The sequence below is a fragment of the Mucilaginibacter gilvus genome (assembly GCF_004054195.1).
GTDB classification, from domain to species: domain Bacteria; phylum Bacteroidota; class Bacteroidia; order Sphingobacteriales; family Sphingobacteriaceae; genus Mucilaginibacter; species Mucilaginibacter gilvus.
In genome coordinates, this window is sequence record NZ_SBIW01000007.1 from 481,686 (window position 1) to 500,078 (window position 18,393).

Annotated in this window: 22 protein-coding genes; 18 read left to right on the forward strand and 4 right to left on the reverse strand. The window is 44.8% G+C overall.

The annotated features are described in order from the left end of the window. Positions 1-11 precede the first annotated feature (11 nt). The 10 genes from EPL05_RS16435 to EPL05_RS16480 all read left to right on the forward strand — a co-directional run bounded on the left by EPL05_RS16435 (position 12) and on the right by EPL05_RS16480 (position 9,997). Positions 12-449 (forward strand): GxxExxY protein, encoded by a 438-nt coding sequence (locus tag EPL05_RS16435; RefSeq protein ID WP_262708195.1) that lies wholly within the window; start codon positions 12-14, stop codon positions 447-449. Between the two features lie 80 nt (positions 450-529). Beyond that, positions 530-1,567, forward strand: a complete 1,038-nt coding sequence (locus EPL05_RS16440) for a hypothetical protein (RefSeq protein ID WP_128535062.1) — start codon at positions 530-532, stop codon at positions 1,565-1,567. 176 nt (positions 1,568-1,743) lie between these two features. Further along, positions 1,744-2,595, forward strand: coding sequence for an HAD-IIA family hydrolase (locus EPL05_RS16445; protein WP_128535063.1), 852 nt, complete (start codon positions 1,744-1,746; stop codon positions 2,593-2,595). Positions 2,596-2,602: 7 nt separating this feature from the next. Further along, on the forward strand, positions 2,603-3,658 hold the full coding sequence (locus EPL05_RS16450) for a glycoside hydrolase family 43 protein (protein ID WP_128535064.1): 1,056 nt from the start codon (positions 2,603-2,605) through the stop codon (positions 3,656-3,658). A gap of 120 nt (positions 3,659-3,778) precedes the next feature. Beyond that, a complete protein-coding gene (locus tag EPL05_RS16455) occupies positions 3,779-4,855 on the forward strand; it encodes an aldose epimerase family protein (RefSeq protein WP_208394769.1) in 1,077 nt (358 codons plus the stop codon). 201 nt (positions 4,856-5,056) lie between these two features. Next, on the forward strand, positions 5,057-6,046 hold the full coding sequence (moaA, locus tag EPL05_RS16460; protein WP_128535066.1) for a GTP 3',8-cyclase MoaA: 990 nt from the start codon (positions 5,057-5,059) through the stop codon (positions 6,044-6,046). Further along, the gene (locus EPL05_RS16465; RefSeq protein WP_128535067.1) at positions 6,018-7,253 is read left to right on the forward strand and encodes a molybdopterin molybdotransferase MoeA; all 1,236 of its coding nucleotides are present in this window, start codon (positions 6,018-6,020) and stop codon (positions 7,251-7,253) included. The genes moaA and EPL05_RS16465 overlap by 29 nt, the downstream gene beginning before the upstream one ends. Positions 7,254-7,322: 69 nt before the next feature. After that, positions 7,323-7,802 carry a cyclic pyranopterin monophosphate synthase MoaC gene (gene moaC, locus EPL05_RS16470; RefSeq protein ID WP_243837312.1) on the forward strand — a complete coding sequence of 160 codons (480 nt, stop codon included), beginning with the start codon at positions 7,323-7,325 and terminating at the stop codon, positions 7,800-7,802. After that, entirely contained in the window at positions 7,783-8,964 is a 1,182-nt protein-coding gene (locus EPL05_RS24225) for an NTP transferase domain-containing protein (protein ID WP_208394770.1), read from the forward strand. The genes moaC and EPL05_RS24225 overlap by 20 nt, the downstream gene beginning before the upstream one ends. Beyond that, positions 8,954-9,997 carry a HesA/MoeB/ThiF family protein gene (locus EPL05_RS16480; RefSeq protein ID WP_128535068.1) on the forward strand — a complete coding sequence of 348 codons (1,044 nt, stop codon included), beginning with the start codon at positions 8,954-8,956 and terminating at the stop codon, positions 9,995-9,997. The genes EPL05_RS24225 and EPL05_RS16480 overlap by 11 nt, the downstream gene beginning before the upstream one ends. A 64-nt stretch (positions 9,998-10,061) precedes the next feature. Here EPL05_RS16480 and EPL05_RS16485 read toward each other — a convergent pair whose 3' ends face one another. Together EPL05_RS16485 and EPL05_RS16490 are read right to left on the reverse strand one after the other, a co-directional pair. Then, positions 10,062-10,481, reverse strand: coding sequence for a molybdenum cofactor biosynthesis protein MoaE (locus EPL05_RS16485; protein WP_128535069.1), 420 nt, complete (start codon positions 10,479-10,481; stop codon positions 10,062-10,064). 1 nt (position 10,482) lies between these two features. Beyond that, entirely contained in the window at positions 10,483-10,728 is a 246-nt protein-coding gene (locus tag EPL05_RS16490; RefSeq protein WP_243837313.1) for a MoaD/ThiS family protein, read from the reverse strand. Between the two features lie 103 nt (positions 10,729-10,831). Here EPL05_RS16490 and fdhD point away from each other — a divergent pair, with 103 nt between their 5' ends. The 3 genes from fdhD to EPL05_RS16505 are packed head-to-tail and all read left to right on the forward strand — an operon-like array spanning position 10,832 to position 14,368. Beyond that, a complete protein-coding gene (gene fdhD / locus EPL05_RS16495) occupies positions 10,832-11,710 on the forward strand; it encodes a formate dehydrogenase accessory sulfurtransferase FdhD (protein WP_128535070.1) in 879 nt (292 codons plus the stop codon). Next, positions 11,694-12,050, forward strand: a complete 357-nt coding sequence (locus EPL05_RS16500) for a DUF7009 family protein (RefSeq protein ID WP_128535071.1) — start codon at positions 11,694-11,696, stop codon at positions 12,048-12,050. The genes fdhD and EPL05_RS16500 overlap by 17 nt, the downstream gene beginning before the upstream one ends. Next, positions 12,047-14,368: an FdhF/YdeP family oxidoreductase gene (locus EPL05_RS16505; RefSeq protein ID WP_128535072.1), complete on the forward strand. Its 2,322-nt coding sequence runs from the start codon at positions 12,047-12,049 to the stop codon at positions 14,366-14,368. The genes EPL05_RS16500 and EPL05_RS16505 overlap by 4 nt, the downstream gene beginning before the upstream one ends. A gap of 36 nt (positions 14,369-14,404) precedes the next feature. Here EPL05_RS16505 and EPL05_RS16510 read toward each other — a convergent pair whose 3' ends face one another. Both EPL05_RS16510 and EPL05_RS16515 read right to left on the reverse strand, forming a co-directional pair. Beyond that, positions 14,405-14,812, reverse strand: a complete 408-nt coding sequence (locus EPL05_RS16510; protein ID WP_128535073.1) for a pentapeptide repeat-containing protein — start codon at positions 14,810-14,812, stop codon at positions 14,405-14,407. A gap of 90 nt (positions 14,813-14,902) precedes the next feature. Next, positions 14,903-15,325 carry a secondary thiamine-phosphate synthase enzyme YjbQ gene (locus EPL05_RS16515; RefSeq protein ID WP_128535074.1) on the reverse strand — a complete coding sequence of 141 codons (423 nt, stop codon included), beginning with the start codon at positions 15,323-15,325 and terminating at the stop codon, positions 14,903-14,905. Positions 15,326-15,429: 104 nt separating this feature from the next. On the opposite strand from EPL05_RS16515, the gene EPL05_RS16520 reads away from it, so the two are divergent. Genes EPL05_RS16520 through arsB form a run of 5 tightly spaced genes read left to right on the forward strand, consistent with a single transcriptional unit; the run spans position 15,430 to position 18,287 of the window. Next, positions 15,430-15,762, forward strand: a complete 333-nt coding sequence (locus tag EPL05_RS16520) for an ArsR/SmtB family transcription factor (RefSeq protein ID WP_128535075.1) — start codon at positions 15,430-15,432, stop codon at positions 15,760-15,762. Positions 15,763-15,811: 49 nt separating this feature from the next. Beyond that, positions 15,812-16,369 (forward strand): DUF6428 family protein, encoded by a 558-nt coding sequence (locus EPL05_RS16525; RefSeq protein ID WP_128535076.1) that lies wholly within the window; start codon positions 15,812-15,814, stop codon positions 16,367-16,369. 11 nt (positions 16,370-16,380) lie between these two features. After that, positions 16,381-16,809 carry an arsenic resistance N-acetyltransferase ArsN2 gene (arsN2, locus tag EPL05_RS16530; protein ID WP_166727729.1) on the forward strand — a complete coding sequence of 143 codons (429 nt, stop codon included), beginning with the start codon at positions 16,381-16,383 and terminating at the stop codon, positions 16,807-16,809. 3 nt (positions 16,810-16,812) lie between these two features. Further along, positions 16,813-17,229, forward strand: a complete 417-nt coding sequence (locus EPL05_RS16535) for an arsenate reductase ArsC (protein WP_128535078.1) — start codon at positions 16,813-16,815, stop codon at positions 17,227-17,229. Further along, on the forward strand, positions 17,229-18,287 hold the full coding sequence (gene arsB, locus EPL05_RS16540) for an ACR3 family arsenite efflux transporter (protein WP_128535079.1): 1,059 nt from the start codon (positions 17,229-17,231) through the stop codon (positions 18,285-18,287). Before EPL05_RS16535 ends, arsB begins: the two co-directional genes overlap by 1 nt. Positions 18,288-18,393: the final 106 nt, after the last annotated feature.

Below are 18,393 nucleotides of genomic sequence, written 5' to 3' on the forward strand. Positions count from 1 at the left end.
TTTATTTAATTTTGAATATCCTGTTCATTAATATATATGCAAGACAACTTAAACACGATGAACTCACACGTCAAATAATAGGATGCGCTATGAAGGTTCATTCGGCGTTAGGCAATGATTTTCAGGAAGTGATTTACCAGCGTGCGTTGGAGGTTGAAATGGGATATCAAGGATTGATATTTGAACGAGAAAAAGAAATGCCTATCTATTACCGTGAAGTAGAGGTGGGCAAGCGTAGGGTCGATTTCTTTGTTCAAAGCTTGGTAATAGTCGAACTTAAAGCCATTATTCAACTGGAAGATGTTCATCTTGCCCAGGCTATAAATTATCTTGAAGCTTATAATATTCAAATTGGGCTGTTAATAAATTTTGGAAGTAAGTCGTTAACTTTTAAAAGGCTGCTCAATAAAAAGTTTAACAATAGTATATTTGACGCCAAACCAATTTAAACTGTATTAAGAATTTCTGCTTTAGGACAATCAAAATCCAAAAAATCGCATTAATCCGCTTAATCCCGGTTCAGACAACTATGGACTTTTCTATCATTATAAAAAAAGCTTGGGAAGGCTATGATGCTTCCAAAACCATTAAAAGTGTTGAGGATATCAGCGCGATGGTATCTACCAACCACGTGTACCGTATCACCTTTGATGATGAGGATATCATCATCGCCAAGCTATCTCTATTTGGCAAATTCGAGCATTTTAAGGAAGATCATCGTATCATCCATTCACTGAGTAATAACCTGCTTTACCCGTTTGAGAATTTGCTCGCCAAATCGCTGTTGAAAAACAACCGCGTTTATATTTACCATTATAAATATGGCAAAACAGATGCCTGGGTGGTGTTTTACAACCCAACCCGCATCCTCGATAGGTTACCCAAACGGCTGGATGATAACCTCATTAAAAAGCTCGGGCACCAGCTGGGTAAATTTCATAAAGCCTGTAGCAGGGTGAAAAATGTGCTGCCAAAATCGTCTAAAACCCTTCGTACAGATATCTATTCGTTGCAGCAGCAATTAGAGAAGAACGAAAGGAACTTTGGCTCGGCCATGCAGGTAGATTTTTTAAAATATCATTGCGACCTGTTCCTGCGCAACCGCTCTAAATACAATATGTCATCCTTCGATATTATCCCGGTATTTATTGACTGGAACATCGGGAATTTTTCTGTCACCCCGAATTATGAGCTATATTCACGCTGGGATTACGATTGGTTTAGGATGAGCTACCGCGTTCTCGACTTTTACTTTTTCAGCAGGGTGGTATCTGATGTTGGCGACCGTACGGTGTTTAGTTACGTAATAGGCCCAATGATGGAGGATAGGTTTATCACCTTTCTGAAAGAGTACCACAAAGTGTATCCGCTTACGGCCGATGAGATCCGGTTTATGAAAGAGGCGTACCGCTTTTTCATCCTGAACTATGTGATAAAAGATGGTAAACACTTTTTTAACGACCAGTATGCAAAAAAACTACAGGCAGAAGCGTTTGATGTTTACCTGCCATCGGTAGACCGCGATTTTGATGCCGAGAAAATAATAGAGGCTTTGAAATTGAAATAGGTTAAGAGAGGTTGTAAAAGTTGGAATTGTTGCAAATGAAAAGCTAAGCAAATGTTAATGTTTATAACTCTTAAAATCACCGCTTCGGCAAACCTTTTTAACCACTATAATCTCTAAAACCTTTATAACATATTCTAACCTTTACAACTTATTCTAACCAGCACAACGAAAAAGAAATGAAACGCATTGACGATTTCCGTGAGATAATTGATAATTACGAGGTGGTGTTTTTTGATGCGTTCGGCGTTTTAAAAAATTACGGTGGGCTGGTGCCCGGCATAGAGCGAACGTTTGAATACCTGGAAGAATTAGGCAAGGAATATTACATTGTAACCAACGATGCATCGCGTAGCCCAATGCAGTTAGCCGAATCCTATCATAAAAAGGGACTTAATATAATAACTCCTGAGCGGGTGATCTCATCCGGTATGCTTACTAAGGAATTTCTGGATCTAAAAGTAGACGACGGTATTGTGGCCTACCTGGGGACGGAAGATTCCGCACATTATATCGAAAGCGAAGGACTGCATACCCTGCCGGTCAGCGCAATTACGGCGGAAAACTTTGATAAAGTTAACGCGCTTGTTTTTTTGGATGATGAAGGCTTCGATTGGTGCAACGATCTTAACAAAACTGTAAACCTGCTGCGCCGCCGCACCATCCCGGCGATTGTGGCGAATACGGATTTTGCATACCCCGTTAATGTAAACGAAATAGCCATTGCTGTCGGCGGCATTGCTGCGATGATTGAGACTATCGTTGGGAAAAAATTTATCCGTTTTGGTAAGCCCGATTCGCAGATGTTTATGTTTGCTTACGACCTCATCCGCGAGTATCGCCCCATCAGCAAAAAAGAGATAGTGATGGTAGGGGATACCCTGCAAACAGATATCTTAGGTGGCAACAAATTCGGGTTGGATACCGTTTTGGTATTATCCGGCAATACATTGGCCGCCGATGCCCAAAACAGGATGACCTCAACCGGCATTGTACCAACATATATTTGCGATTCGGCTGTAATAAGATAGAACGACGATGAAGTTAATAAGGTTTATTTTAGCATTGATAATAACAATAGGCGTAGCGAATATCATCTATGCCCAAGCTCCGTCAAAAAAAGCCTTCACAAATCCCTTATTGCCATCAGGTGCGGACCCATGGGTAATCTACCACAACGGTTATTATTATTACACCAATTCCCTTCAGAACAAACTTAATATTTGGAAGACAAAAAATCTGGCCAACCTCGCATCGGCAGAAAAGAAAACGGTTTGGATACCACCAGCTAATACACAATATTCCAAAGAGCTTTGGGCGCCCGAACTACATTACCTCAACAATAAATGGTACATCTATTTTGCAGCAGATGATGGCAGTAACAATAGCCACCGCCTGTATGTGCTGGAAAATACTGCCGCCGATCCTTTAACCGGCACCTGGGAGTTTAAAGGTAAAGTTGCCGATGCTACCGATAAATGGGCGATAGATGGCTCGGTATTTACACATAAAGGGCAGCTTTACATGATATGGGCCGGTTGGGAAGGCGATGAGAACGGGCAGCAGGATCTTTACATAGCTAAGATGAAAAATCCTTATACCATTGACGGTTCGCGGGTAAAGATCTCCAGTCCGCATTACGATTGGGAAAAGAACGGCGACCTGCATGATGCCGTGAACCCACCACATGTTAATGTGAACGAGGGCCCCGAGATATTAAAGCATGGCAATAAATTATTCCTCATCTATTCGGCCAGTGGCTGCTGGACAGATTTTTACGCTCTGGGTATGCTAACCGCATCGGCCAATAGCAACCTGCTGGACCCAGCATCGTGGACAAAATCGGCTGAACCGGTGTTCAAAAAATCTGAGGCGAATAGTGTTTATGCTCCCGGGCACAATGCTTTTTTTAAATCCCCAGATGGTACCGAGGATTGGATAATTTATCATGCCAATTCAAAACCCGGGCAAGGCTGCGGCGGCTACCGCTCGCCGAGGATGCAAAAATTTAGCTGGAACAAAAACGGAACGCCAAATTTCGGCACACCCGTAAAGGAGAATACGCAATTGGCAATACCATCGCAACGTAAATAATACATCCAATTACCATAAATCATTATGCAAAACACCTTAAAAAAACCAACTTTGGCACTGACAATTGCCGGCAGCATTTTTTTTGCGGCCTGTAATCAATCTGCCCCAAAAAGTACTATCATGAGAGACAGCACATCTACCAAAACAACGGCTTTACCTGCCGCAACAGGCTTTGAACAAACCATCGACGGCAAAAAAACTGAGCTTTACGTTTTGAAGAATAAAAGCGGTGCCGAAGCTGCCATAACCAACTATGGCGCGCATTTGGTAAGCCTGCTGGTACCCGATAAAAATGGCAAACTAACCGATGTTATTTTAGGCTTTGATGATATAGCCGGGTTCCAAAAAGCAGGCGGCGCTTATTACGGCGCAACTATTGGCCGCTACGGCAACCGTTTGGCAAAAGCCAAATTTATATTGGATGGCAAGGAGTATAAATTGTTCGCCAACAATGGCCCAAATACATTGCACGGCGGTAAAAAAGGCTTCGATAGCATGGTTTGGGATGCCAAACAAATTGATAGCAGCTCTATTGAACTTACTTACCTGTCTAAAGATATGGAAGAGGGTTTCCCTGGTAATTTAAAGGTTAAAGTGGTTTACACGTTAACTGATGATAACGCTGTAAAAATTACCTACGAAGCTTCTACCGACAAAAAAACGGTGGTAAACCTAACCAACCACTCGTACTTTAACCTTAACGGGCAGGGTAGTGGCACCGCGCTTAATCATGTGGTACAAATTGATGCCGATGGTTACACCCCCGTTGATAGCATACTTATCCCAACCGGAAAAATTGAGCCGGTAAAAGGCACGCCATTTGATTTTACAACTGCTACCGCCATTGGCGCCCGGATTGAAACAGCTAACGAGCAATTAAAATTCGGTAAGGGGTACGATCATAACTTTGTACTGAAGAAACACGATATAAGCACCCCGATAGCTAACGCTGTTGGTGATAAAAGCGGCATTAAACTGGAAGTGTTTACAGAAGAGCCTGGGTTGCAATTTTATACCGGGAACTTCATGAATGGTAGCAACACGCTAAAGGGCGGTGCAAAAGATGAGCATCGCACCGCGTTCGCAATGGAAACCCAACATTACCCGGATTCTCCGAATCAGCCGAGCTTCCCGTCTACCATGTTAAAACCCGGTGCGGTATACAAAACGGTAACTATTTACAAGTTCTCGAAGTAAACGGCCACGATTTTCAATAATCAAAGCGGATTTTACGAGTTTTAGAAGAGCGAACTGCAAATCTAAATCCGTAAAATTCGCTTTTTTTGTGAGCACAATCGCCTAATAATTCTACATGCTATCAACAATTCAATCGTTATCTTTGTATATGCCTCCCAAACTGTTGCCCGGTACTATTGTTGAATTTTAACACATACGCGTTTGTTATTAGATAATCACGGCAGAAGAATTACTTACCTGCGCCTGGCGGTAACCGATAAGTGTAACCTGCGCTGCTTTTATTGTATGCCGGAAGAGGGCCTCAACTGGCTAAGTCGCGCCGAACTCATGACTTACGAGGAGATGCTGCGTGTTTGCGAACTGCTGGTTAAAATGGGCATCGATAAGATCCGCATAACAGGTGGCGAACCTTTTGTACGGAAGGATATTATGCAGCTGCTAACCGCGATATCCAAACTCGATGGTTTAAAAGAGTTAAGCTTGACCACCAATGGTGTTTTAACCGCACCGCATGTTTCGGAACTAAAGGCAATTGGTGTGCGTTCTGTAAACCTGAGTTTGGACACCCTGGATGCCGGTCGCTTTTTTGCTATCACCCGTCGCGATGAGTTTGCAAACGTGATGGATACGATGCACGAATTGCTGAAACACGACATAGAGGTGAAAATAAACACGGTTGTGATGGCCGGTAAGAATACGCAGGATATCATCCCCCTGGTGGAACTAACCAAGGCATTACCTGTAAGCGTACGCTTTATAGAAGAAATGCCCTTTAATGGCGATGGGCACAGCTACAGCGGCGCACTTTGGGATTACGTCCGCATCTTCGATGAGATCAGGAACGTTTATCCTGACATTCAAAAAATACCAGACCCGTTATATTCTACGGCTTATAATTATCAAATTCCCGGACACTCGGGCAGCATAGGCATCATTGCGGCTTACTCCCGCACATTTTGCGGTACTTGCAACCGGATCCGCATTACGCCGCAGGGAACGCTGAAGAATTGTTTATATGACGATGGCGTATTGAACATAAAAGACCTGATGCGCGACGGGAAAAGTAACACATCTATTGTAGATTCTCTGCGGGTTGCCTTTAACAGCCGGGAAAAAGACGGTTGGGCGGCCGAACGCAAGCGCAAGGAAAACCCGAACTTTCATGAATCGATGGCTACCATTGGTGGCTAAAATACCTGAGGATATGACAACGGTAGAACAAGCCGAAAAAATAGTACTTGCCCAGCTAACAGACTACGGCACGGAAGCCGTGCCTTTTGAACAGGCCCTTGGCCAGGTATTGGCGGAGGATCTACTCGCCGACCGCGACCTGCCGCCATTCAACCGTGTAACGATGGATGGAATTGCCATATCCTTTAAAGCGATAGAAGAGGGTATCAATACGTTTCATATCAAGGCTACGCAAGCCGCAGGCGATGAGCCGGTGGGTATTGAGGATAATGACCTTTGCATCGAGATCATGACTGGTGCGGCCCTGCATCCTTCACTTGATACGGTTATCCGTTACGAAGATTTGGAGATCCGCAACAGCCTTGCAGCCCTAACTATCCATACTATAAAAAAAGGCCAGAACATCCATTTTAAAGGGAAAGACAAACAAGCGGGGAATGTTGTAGCTACCGCGAGCCAAAAGGTAACTCCGGCTATTATAAGTCTTGCGGCATCAGTTGGCAAAAGCGAGTTGCTGGTTAGGAAACCGCCCAGGGTAGTTGTTATTTCTTCCGGGGATGAATTGGTTGATGTAAACGATACGCCAACAACCTACCAGATAAGGCGCTCCAATAACTATACCATCAAAGCGGCGTTAACCAACCACGGCCTGCATGCCGAGATTTTGCACATTCCTGATAACCCGGAGATAACGCGGGAGCAGATAGCTACTTGCCTGCAAAATTACGACGTGATATTGCTAAGCGGCGGTATCAGCATGGGTAAGTTTGATTATATCCCAAAGGCTTTGGAAGAATTGCAGGTAAATAAACTGTTCCATAAGGTGGCACAACGGCCCGGCAAGCCTTTTTGGTTTGGCAGACACGATAATGGTGCCTTGGTATTCGCGTTTCCGGGTAATCCTGTAGCTACATTTATGTGCCTGCACAGGTACTTTTTATTATGGCTGGATGCAACACTTGGTTTGCCAAGTAAAGCGCCTGTTTATGCTGTTTTAGACCGCTATTTTGATTTTCAGCCCCAACTGCAATATTTTCTGCAGGTAAAACTGAATTTTACCAATCAGGGCCAGTTGATGGCAACCCCCATAGAAGGCAACGGCTCGGGCGATTTTGCTAACTTAGCAGATACCGATGCTTTTATGGAACTACCAATGGAAACGAATGACTTTAAAAGAGGCGACGTGTACAAAGTTTGGACATTTTAGCGATAATCAGCGAAATCAAAAAATCGGTGTAATCCAAATAATATAATCGGTGTAATCAATCATTAATCTGTGGAATCAAAACTAAGTCATTTAGATAAGCAGGATAACCCTACTATGGTAGATGTATCGGCAAAGCAGCCTACCTATCGTACAGCGACAGCGCAGAGTATTGTGGTGCTGCCCGGCGAAGTTTTGCAGCATTTAACAGACGGTGAGCTGCAAACAAAAAAAGGCGCGGTGTTCCAAACGGCCATTATAGCGGGTATTATGGCGGCAAAAAAAACGGGGGATTTAATCCCGCTATGTCATCCCATCGGAATGGATAATTGCCAGGTTTACATTAAGTTAAACACAGATAATGAAGTTGTAATTGAGTGCATAGCCAGTATCACCGCCAAAACAGGTATCGAGATGGAGGCGCTTGTTGGTGCATCTATAGCGGCTTTAACGGTGTATGATATGTGCAAGGCAATGAGCCACGATATTGTGATCAAAGAAACTAAACTCATCTCAAAAACAGGAGGGAAGCGTGACTTTAAAAGAGCATAAAAAACATACAGTCATCGCCCGCCCCGCCAACGGAAATTTCGGCCGGAACGAATGGGCCATTTTAGGTGGGCCATGCACGGTTGTTAAAGTTTTGGCAGATCGTATCATCTCGGCCTTATCGACGAAATACCAATGCGCTTATGCCGATACCTCGCATAACGATGATTTGATCCAACTCCCTGGAAGGTTAACAAGTGGTGCAGCATTAGAATATACCGATCAGCTTAATTTTTGCCAGTTGAATTATAAAGTGCCCTTAATCGCGTTCAAGCAGCGCCAGCTATTCGCGGAGATGGACCTGGTTTTGGTGAACGGTAATCACCAGCAAGCCAAGGAGCAGGTTTTGATTATCGATATCAATAAAAGAGCTTCATTGCAGAAAAGAGTGGGACAACTTTCCAATGTGACCATGATATTGCTGGCCGATAATGCCGATGAGGTTTTCGATTTTGTAAAGGATGCTGTGCCCAACTGGCGGGAATTGCCAACCTATAAATTAAACGACGGTACCGCCCAGATCATTAACTTTTTTCAGTCGAGATTACAGAGTGCCAAACCGGTATTAAATGGCCTGGTACTGGCGGGGGGCAAAAGCGCCCGCATGGGAGTAGATAAAGGCGCGTTAAATTGGTACGGCAAAGAGCAACGCTACTATATGGCTGATCTGCTACACGATTTTTGCAGCGAAGTGTTTATTTCCTGCCGGGACGAAGATCAGAAACAGGAGATAGATGCAGAATACGTAACGCTTACAGATACCTTCACTGGCTTAGGTCCGTATGGGGCCATACTTTCCGCCTTTCGCCAAAATCCCGAAGCAGCATGGCTGGTAATTGCCTGTGATATGCCATTAGTTGATGAGGGAATCTTACAGCATCTTACCAATAATCGCAGTGTAAAACATATCGGCACAGCTTACCACAGCGAGGTGACCAATTTCCCCGAGCCGTTAATAACCATTTGGGAACCAAAATCTTATCCGGCTTTGCTTCAATTTTTAGCGCAGGGGTATTCCTGCCCGCGCAAGGTGCTTATCAATTCGGATATTAACCTTTTACAGGTGCCCGATGCGGAGGCATTGTCGAACGTAAATACTCCCGAAGAGATGGACAGGGTAAAGCGCATTATTCATAATAAAACCGCCCAAACCGATGCATCCTGACCTGCAACGATATAGTTGCCAGATAGCATTGCCGGGTTTTAACGAGGCGGCACAACAAAGGTTGAGCGATGCCAGGGTACTTATTATTGGTGCCGGGGGCTTGGGCTGCCCGGCCGCGCAATATTTGGCATCCAGCGGGGTGGGTACTTTAGGTATCGCCGATTATGATACCGTATCCGTTAGTAACCTGCACCGCCAGATCCTGTACGACCCGGATGATGCGGGTAAGCAAAAGGCGCTTATTGCCTGCGAGCGGTTATTACGACAAAATCCGGAGATCGAACTTGTACCACATGTAGATAAGATTACATCAGAAAACGTGCTGCAAGTAATTGATGATTATGATATTATAGTGGACGGGACGGATAATTTTGAGACGCGCTATCTCATCAATGATGCGTGTGTACTACTGGGCAAACCGGTTGTTTACGGCGCTATTTACCAGTATGAGGGGCAGGTTGCGGTGTGGAATATACCAAATGAAGACAGTACCCGTACACCCAACTACCGCGACCTTTATCCAAAGGTAGATGCATCACAGATCCCCAATTGCTCGGTAGGGGGCGTTATTCCTACATTGGCGGGCATTATTGGAAGCATGCAGGCGAATGAGGTGATCAAATACATCACCCAAACAGGAGAATTACTGGCAGGGAAGGTATTGATGTTTGATGCCCACAACATGCAGAGCCGGATCATCAAGATCGGAAGCATCACAAAAACGAACATCACTACCCTTCAGCCAACCATAGAAATATCGGTTATCAACCAAAGCGATCTGCAAAAAGGACTCAATGATAAAACTATCCAACTGATCGATGTCCGTACGCTGCAAGAGCGCGACCTGTACGACATTGGCGGCGAACATATTCCCCTGGATGAACTGGAAGAGAATCTGAATCTGCTACGGCCCGATAAGACTATAGTTTTTTATTGCGCGACAGGCAAGCGAAGCGGAGAAGCTGTTAAGCTGGTGAATAAATTAAACCCTGAGCTAAGGGCATTATCTTTAAAAGACGGTATTGGGAATTAGTTAATGTCCTACCTGCATCGAAATCCCACTAATCGTAAAAATCCGCTTAATCCCGGTTCTGAGATTACGGATGCGCCGCTACCCATACCTCGCCATCCTCAAATACCTCTTTTTTCCAGATAGGCACTGTTTCTTTCAGGGTATCTATAATATAACGGCAAGCCTCAAATGCAGCTGCGCGGTGGGCTGCCGATACTGCGATAATAACCGGTATTTCGCCTACAGCTAACACGCCCGTACGGTGATGGATCAGGATCTTTTGAACCGGCCAGTTATCAAAAGCTTGTTGAGCTATCTTTTCCATCTCTTTGATAGCCATTTGATTATAGGCTTCAAACTCAAGGCAGACTACGGTTTTACCCTTGGTCATATCCCGCACCGTCCCAATAAAAACATCTATCCCGCCTGAATGCGGCGACATGATCCAATCTATGCAGGATTGAACATTTAACGGCTCGGTATGTATCTCTATTTGTGTGTTCATTTTATCCTCCACTTACCGGTGGTATAACGGCTATTTCATCATGCTCTGTAATTAAGCCTGCATCATCGGCATATTCGTTATTAACAGCCACCATGTAGCTGGCTAACTGTTTTAAACGGGGGTAAGCGGTTTCTAATTGCGTTTTCAGCTGCTTGGTCGTAGCATTTTCATCCAGCTCGATACTAATGGTACTTCCCCCAAAAATATCCTTGGCTATGCCGAAAGCGAGTATTTTGATATTCATCATAACAGGATGCAAATATGCAACAATCTTGTTTATAAGAAGAAATACGCCCATTGGTTGTTTCAAATAACAGAACAAACCCATCCGCTAAATTGTATATTTGATTATGGCTGTCAATGCTATTTTAAAAATACCCGTAACCACTATAACCAAGGGCGAAAGCGAGGAGCATACCGACGCTATAGCTATTGAAGAACCTTTGGAGATCCGCTTAGCGCACGGCCCGGGAGTTGCGCGCAAAGTGCAGAACATTTCTGTAACCATGCGCACGCCGGGCAACGATGCAGAACTTGCCTGCGGATTTTTATTTACGGAAGGGGTTATCAAAAACGTATCCGACATTAAAAATGCCGAACATTGCTTTATCGCCTGCGCCGAAAACCGCGAGAATGTGATCCAGGTGAGTCTTGCCGAAAATGTTGTTCCGAACCTGCAAAATACCGAACGTAATTTTTATACCACATCAAGCTGCGGGGTTTGCGGCAAGGGTTCTATTAATGCCATTCGTACCATTAGTAACTACGCCGCGTACGACTTGGAAACAGACGCTATAATTGCTGATGTGTTAACGTCCTTACCCGCTAAGCTCCATCAGCAGCAAAAAGTATTTGCCGATACGGGGGGGCTTCATGCATCCGCATTATTCAATCTTGATGGCGAATTACTATTAGTTAGGGAGGATGTGGGCAGGCATAATGCTTTGGATAAGCTGATAGGCGCTACACTACTTCAAAACTTGCTGCCCTTAAATAATTGTATTTTACTACTAAGTGGTCGCGCCAGTTTTGAATTGGTGCAAAAGGCGGCCATGGCCGGCATTCATATCATTGCGGCGGTTGGCGCGCCATCAAGCCTCGCTGTGCAGTTGGCCAAAGAATTTAATATAACGCTTGCCGGTTTTCTGCGCGGGCAACGCTTTAATATCTATACCGTGCCCCGTCGCATTTTAGCAATAACAAATAGAGAACATGAAAATTCGTATTAAAAGTGGATCGGTAAGATACCGGCTCACCCGGAGTGAGGTTGCACTTTTTGAGAAAGAAGGTGTAGTAAAGGGAATTGTGGAAATAGGTGAAAACGCCCTGATTTACACCTTGCAACGCGCAGCGGAAGAACAACTATCAGCATCCTTCAAAAACAATATGATCACCTTACTAATGCCAGAAAATATGGCGGACGAATGGATAAGTACTGACCAAGTAGGCTTTGCCGGCAAAGATGGGGGACTTCATCTGTTAATAGAAAAAGATTTTACCTGTTTAGATAACGTGGACGAAGATCAAAGCGATAATTATCCAAACCCTTTAGCGCAGAATAGGTCATGAGCAAGGATATAAAAGAACAACCGGCAGCAGAGAACCCAGAAAAACTTCACCAATTGAAGGTTACTAAACCCGAAACCTGGGCAGCGGGCATACCCGGTGTTGCCGCCGCATTTGCAGATATATTGGAAGAGACCGGAGCATTACGCGGCCCCGGCGCTTTATTTAAGATGAACCAAAAGGATGGGTTCGATTGCTCCAGCTGCGCCTGGCCTGACCCGGATGACGACCGCTCGCCAATTGCTGAATATTGCGAGAACGGCGCTAAAGCCTTGGCCGAAGAAGCCACCACCAAAAAGCTAACATCGCAGTTCTTTGTCGAAAACGCGGTAGCAGACCTTGCCAAACTCGATGATATGGAGATAGGCAAAAAGGGGAGGATAGCCCAGCCGGTTTACCTGCCGAAAGGTGCTACGCATTACCAACCCATCAGCTGGCCCGATGCTTTTAAAAAGATAGCAGATTATCTTAATAGCCTGGCTTCTCCCAATGAAGCGGCATTTTATACCTCCGGCCGCACCAGTAATGAGGCCTCGTTTATATACCAGCTATTTATCCGCGAGTATGGCACCAACAATCTGCCCGATTGCTCTAACATGTGCCACGAATCTACCAGCGTGGCATTAGCTGAGGTTATCGGCATTGGGAAGGGCACCGTTACCTTGAATGATTTTTATGATACGGATGTGATCATCATTATGGGGCAAAATCCCGGCACTAATCACCCAAGGATGCTGACCGCGTTGGAGAAGGCCAAGAAAAAAGGAGCCAAAATTATAGCGGTAAACCCACTGCACGAGGCCGGTTTGATGGCGTTTAAAAACCCGCAGACAGCAAAAGGCATTATGGGTATTAGCACCCAACTGGCCGACCTATACCTACAGGTCCAGATCAATGGCGATATGGCGCTATTGAAAGCTATTGAAAAACTTTTATATGATTTTGAGCAACAGGAGCCCGGCCAGGTTTTCGACCGGGAATTTATTGAGAAAAGCACTACTGGCTATGAAGAGTTTATAGCGGGCGTTAAAAACTTTGATGTAACTGCCCTTTGCGCCGCCGCAGGTGTGCCGGTTGATAAAGTTGTTGAGGCCGCCGAAATGTTAAGACACAAGAGCCGAATAATCATTTGCTGGGCCATGGGGATCACCCAGCAAAAAAATGGGGTAGATACGGTTAAAGAGATTGTTAACCTTACCTTGCTGAAGGGGAGCATTGGCAAAGCAGGTGCCGGACTATGCCCGGTACGCGGGCACAGCAATGTACAGGGTAACCGTACCATGATGATCTTTGATAAACCCAAAAAGAAGCAGCTTGATAAATTGAAAGAAGTATTTGGCTTTGAGCCGCCGCGCGAGCCTGGTCTCGATGTCGTAGAATCGATAAAGGCGATGCAGGAGGGTAAGTTAAAAATGTTCTTTGCAATGGGTGGAAATTTTCTGTCGGCTACGCCGGATACCACCTTTACGGCGGAGGCTATGCGTAAATTAAAACTTTCAGTACACGTGTCTACCAAACTCAACCGCAGTCATTTAGTACACGGTGAGGAAGCGATCATATTGCCAACTTTAGCCCGCAGCGATAAGGATGTTATTAATGGTCAGGACCAGTTCATCAGCTGTGAAAATTCGATGGGCGTGGTTCAAATGTCAAAAGGGATTTTGGAACCGGTATCCGAAGATCTGTTGAATGAAACGCAGATAGTATGCGAACTGGCCAAAGCTACTTTGGGCAGCCGCTCTGTTGTTGATTGGGACAAGTACGCCGATAGCTATGACGCTGTGCGCGATGTCATTGGAAAGGTGATCCCCGGTTTTGAAAATTACAACCAGAGGGTACGGCTACCAGGAGGGTTTTACCTGCCCAATGCGCCGCGCGAGGGTAAATTTGAAACAGAACAGTTTAAAGATAAGGCTCCGTTTACGATCACAGAACTCCCAAGCCAGACCATGGCCGATGATGAATATATGATGACCACCATTCGCAGTCACGACCAGTTTAATACCACTATTTACGGCATGGACGACCGCTACCGCGGCATTCATAACGAACGTCGGGTAATATTTATGAACCCTAAAGATATTGCCAAAGCCGGTTTTGTGCAGGGCGATAAGGTAGACCTGTTTAACTATTACGACAACATCGAGCGCGTAGCCCGGTTATTTGTCATCGTGCCCTATGATATCCCTGAACGCAACACAGCAACGTACTATCCCGAAGGAAATGTGTTGATACCCATCAACAGTGTTGCGTTAAGGAGTAATACACCTACCAGTAAGTTGGTATTTATTAAAATCAGGAAACACGAGGTGGTATTTTAAACCACGAACAGCCATGTCATTAAATCGCAGCGTTAATTATTTTGATTGGTTATAAGCAATCAACAAGTCATCCACCAAAATACCGTTGATCTTCATTTCCGTTGTATTGCAATCGCTTAATTCCACGTTGCTTAGGTCGCAGTTGGTTATGGTGCTACCATTCAGGTCGCAGTCTTCAAATTTTAAGGGGCGCTGTTTTGCGTTCTCATCGTAATAAGGGTGCCCTTTTGTTGGCATACCAATATTGTGAATGTAAGCGCCGCCTAACTGCGCGCCTTCAATCTCCAGGTCGCTGAGGTTGGCATTGGTGATTTTAACGTTGGTTGCCGATATGTCGTTCATCACCCAATCGTTCATACAGGCCATTGTTATTTTAGAGCCGGTAAGGTTTGCGTCGTTTACGTTAAGCTGCTTTTGGTCGTTAATGATGTCTAAGGTTTGCATTGCTTGTGGATTGATGCTCAAATATCCGCAATATCATTGTATTTATAAGGCACAACAGCGACAATGAAAGGGTGTTTCGCGACTTTCTTCTTACTCGCCCCAGGCGGTTATAACTAACCTGCGTTGCCCGCCATGGTTGCGGTGTTCGCAAAGGTAAATGCCCTGCCAGGTGCCCAGAGCCAGGATGCCGTTGCGCACAGGAATGGTTACAGAGCAGCCCAACATGGCGGCTTTTATGTGTGCCGGCATATCGTCGCTTCCTTCATCGTCGTGGCGGTAATCGGGGTCTCTCTCTGGTACGGCCTTGTTAAAATACATTTCAAAGTCCTGCCTCACGGTAGGGTCGGCGTTTTCATTAATGCTGAGCGAAGCGGAGGTATGCTGAATAAACACCTGGCAGATCCCGGTTTTTAATTCGCTAAGTTGTGGAATGGCATCAATCACATCATAAGTAATAATATGGAAGCCACGGCGGCGGGGTTTCAAATCGAGGCTCTGCTGGAATATTTTCATGTTAGATCAATAATAGTTTAGGAGGTAAGTTTTCGGCCTAATATCAACAAAAAAATAAAAAACATCTGGATATTTAATATTAATCGTAATATTGCGATATAATAATGGGCTTAACAAAAACCGAAATATTCAACGAAGAGCAAAACCAGTTGGCAATTGCCCTAAAAGCGATTGCGCACCCTGCGCGTATCGCAATTTTACAGCAGATAATAGCCGCAAAAGCTTGTATCTGTGGCGATTTGGCGCTGGAACTGGGCTTGGCACAGGCAACTATTTCACAACATTTAAAAGAGTTGAAAACCGCAGGCATCATTAAAGGCACTATTGAAGGTGTGAGCGTTTGCTATTGCATTAATGATGAAGTTTGGAATAAGTTGGGTACACAATTGGGGAGCTTTTTTGCTTCTTATGGGGTTAGTGCTAAAACCTGTTGCTGATATATTTTTTTACTCAATATAGCGTAATATCGCAATAAAACGATTGAATATGAATACAACGGAAACACTTAAATGGGGTGAATTTAAAGAACAATTGCAACTTCAACCGGCACTGCATTTGCAGTTTAAATATGCCGGGAACAAATTTGTTGGCGCGGCATACCACATCACCGAAATAAAACAGGCGCCCATTACATCTGTAGACTGCGGCGGGGTAATAGATAAGTGGACAGAGGTGATCGTTCAGTTATGGGAGCCATCGGAGCAACAACAGGAACGGGCCATGGTTGTAGGGAAAGCTCTATCGATAATAGATCTGGTGGAAAAGTTACTGCCATTGGATAAAGAAGCGGTGGTGAAAATAGAGTTTGGAAACGCTGCTTTTGATGCCCGGCAAATGTATCCTTCGGATATAAACGTGGAGGGCGAAAACCTGGTCGTTAACTTAACTGCCGATAAAACGCAGTGCAAGGCCATCAACAGGGGAGGCAGCTGCGGTACCGATGATAAAGGCGAGGAATGCTGCCAGCCAGCCAAACCAAAAGTTAAATTAATAAACCTTGCTGCCGAAGCCGCCTGCTGTACTCCGGGTGGCGGATGTTGCTAAACGTAGACATTATGACTATTTCAGAAGCAAAATTTTATAAAGAGGGAGTTATCAATTTGCTATCGGCAGCAAAGCTTCCGGTTGAAGACCTGCCCGCTCAGTTAGATAACTTTATTGTTGTTATAGAAAATGATACGGTTATCGGTGTTGCCGGCCTGGAACTTTATGGTGATTATGGCTTGCTGCGTTCGGTGGCGGTAGATAAAGATCAACGGGGCAAAGGCATTGCATCCGATTTATTGGCTCGTATAGAGGAGACGGCGGTTAGCCTCAGTTTAGAAGGCATCTACTTACTTACCGAAACCGCTGCCGATTATTTCAACAGAAAGGGTTACGAACATATCGCCCGCATGGATATCCCGGAGGAAGTTAAAGCATCGTCGGAGTTTAGTCACGTATGTGCCCAATCGGCCATCGCCATGAAAAAATCAATCCAATAAAAAATGAAGAACGTATTAGTACTATGCACGGGCAATAGCTGCCGCAGCCAGCTTGCCGAGGGTTACCTGCGCCATTTTGCGGGCGATAAAGCCACCATATATAGTGCCGGGATAGAAACACATGGCGTAAACCCAAGAGCTGTAAAAGCAATGGGAGAAGACCATTTGAATATATTGGCCCATACCTCAAATAACGTGGAAGAATATCTTGCCATCCCCTTCGATTACGTGATTACGGTTTGCGATAATGCAAATGAAGCCTGCCCATATTTCCCGGGTATGGTAGAGCGTTTTCATTATAACTTCCCAGATCCTGCAAAAGCCACAGGAACAGAGGAGGAGATCATGGGCGAATTCCGCAGAGTGCGGGATATGATAAAAGTTTATTCGTTAGATTTTGTTAAACAGCATTTAAGCTAATGTCTGCAATTAATTGTGCTCCCGCAGCCGCACGTAAAAAATTAAGCTTTCTTGATCGTTTTCTTACCCTGTGGATCTTCCTCGCTATGGCCATAGGGGTATCCATCGGGCATTTTGTTCCATCATCCCCCAGCTTTATCAATTCCTTTTCCAGCGGTACAACCAATATCCCATTGGCTATTGGCTTAATCCTGATGATGTACCCACCCTTGACCAGAGTGAAGTACGAGAAGATGGGCGAGGTGTTTAAGAATACCAAAGTGCTTGGCGTATCGCTGCTCCTCAACTGGATAATAGGCCCCGTACTGATGTTTGTATTGGCCATAACGCTATTACGCGATCATCCGGATTATATGGTCGGTTTAATACTCATAGGTCTTGCCCGTTGTATTGCCATGGTTGTAGTTTGGAACCAACTGGCAGAGGGCAACCGCGAATATGCAGCCGGGCTCATTGCTTTAAACAGTATTTTTCAGGTGCTGCTCTACAGCGTTTACGCTTATGTGTTTATTACGTTGCTGCCGCCACTTTTCGGGCTTAAGGGGCTGGCTGTTAACATTACCATTGCCGCGATAGCCAAAAGCGTTGGCATTTACTTAGGGCTTCCTTTTGCTTTAGGAATAATAAGCCGCTATACGCTTATCAAGGTGATGGGAGCGGAGTGGTTCGAAAATAGGTACGTTCCGCTTATTTCGCCGGTAACGCTTACCGCATTATTGTTTACCATAGTAGTGATGTTTAGCCTGAAGGGCGATCTGATCCTGAAAATACCGCTGGATGTGTTGCGAATTGCCATACCCTTAGTAATTTATTTCGCTGTGATGTTTTTGCTGAGTTTTTTTGCTGGCAGATATTTTGGCGCCGATTACACGCGCAGCACTGCTATCGCCTTTACGGCTACCGGGAATAATTTCGAACTCGCCATCGCTGTCGCGGTAGGGGTGTTCGGTATAAATTCCGGGGAAGCGTTTGCGGGTGTGATTGGGCCTTTGGTTGAAGTCCCTGCTTTAATCGCGCTGGTAAACGTTGCGTTCTGGCTCAAGAAAAAATATTACTAAATATTTTGTTTACGCTGGAGGATACGCTACTTTTAAATTATCTACTTAATCTATAGTATTTATAGATATTAATGTTTGCAAATTTTAAAGGGGAAGATTTTTAGCG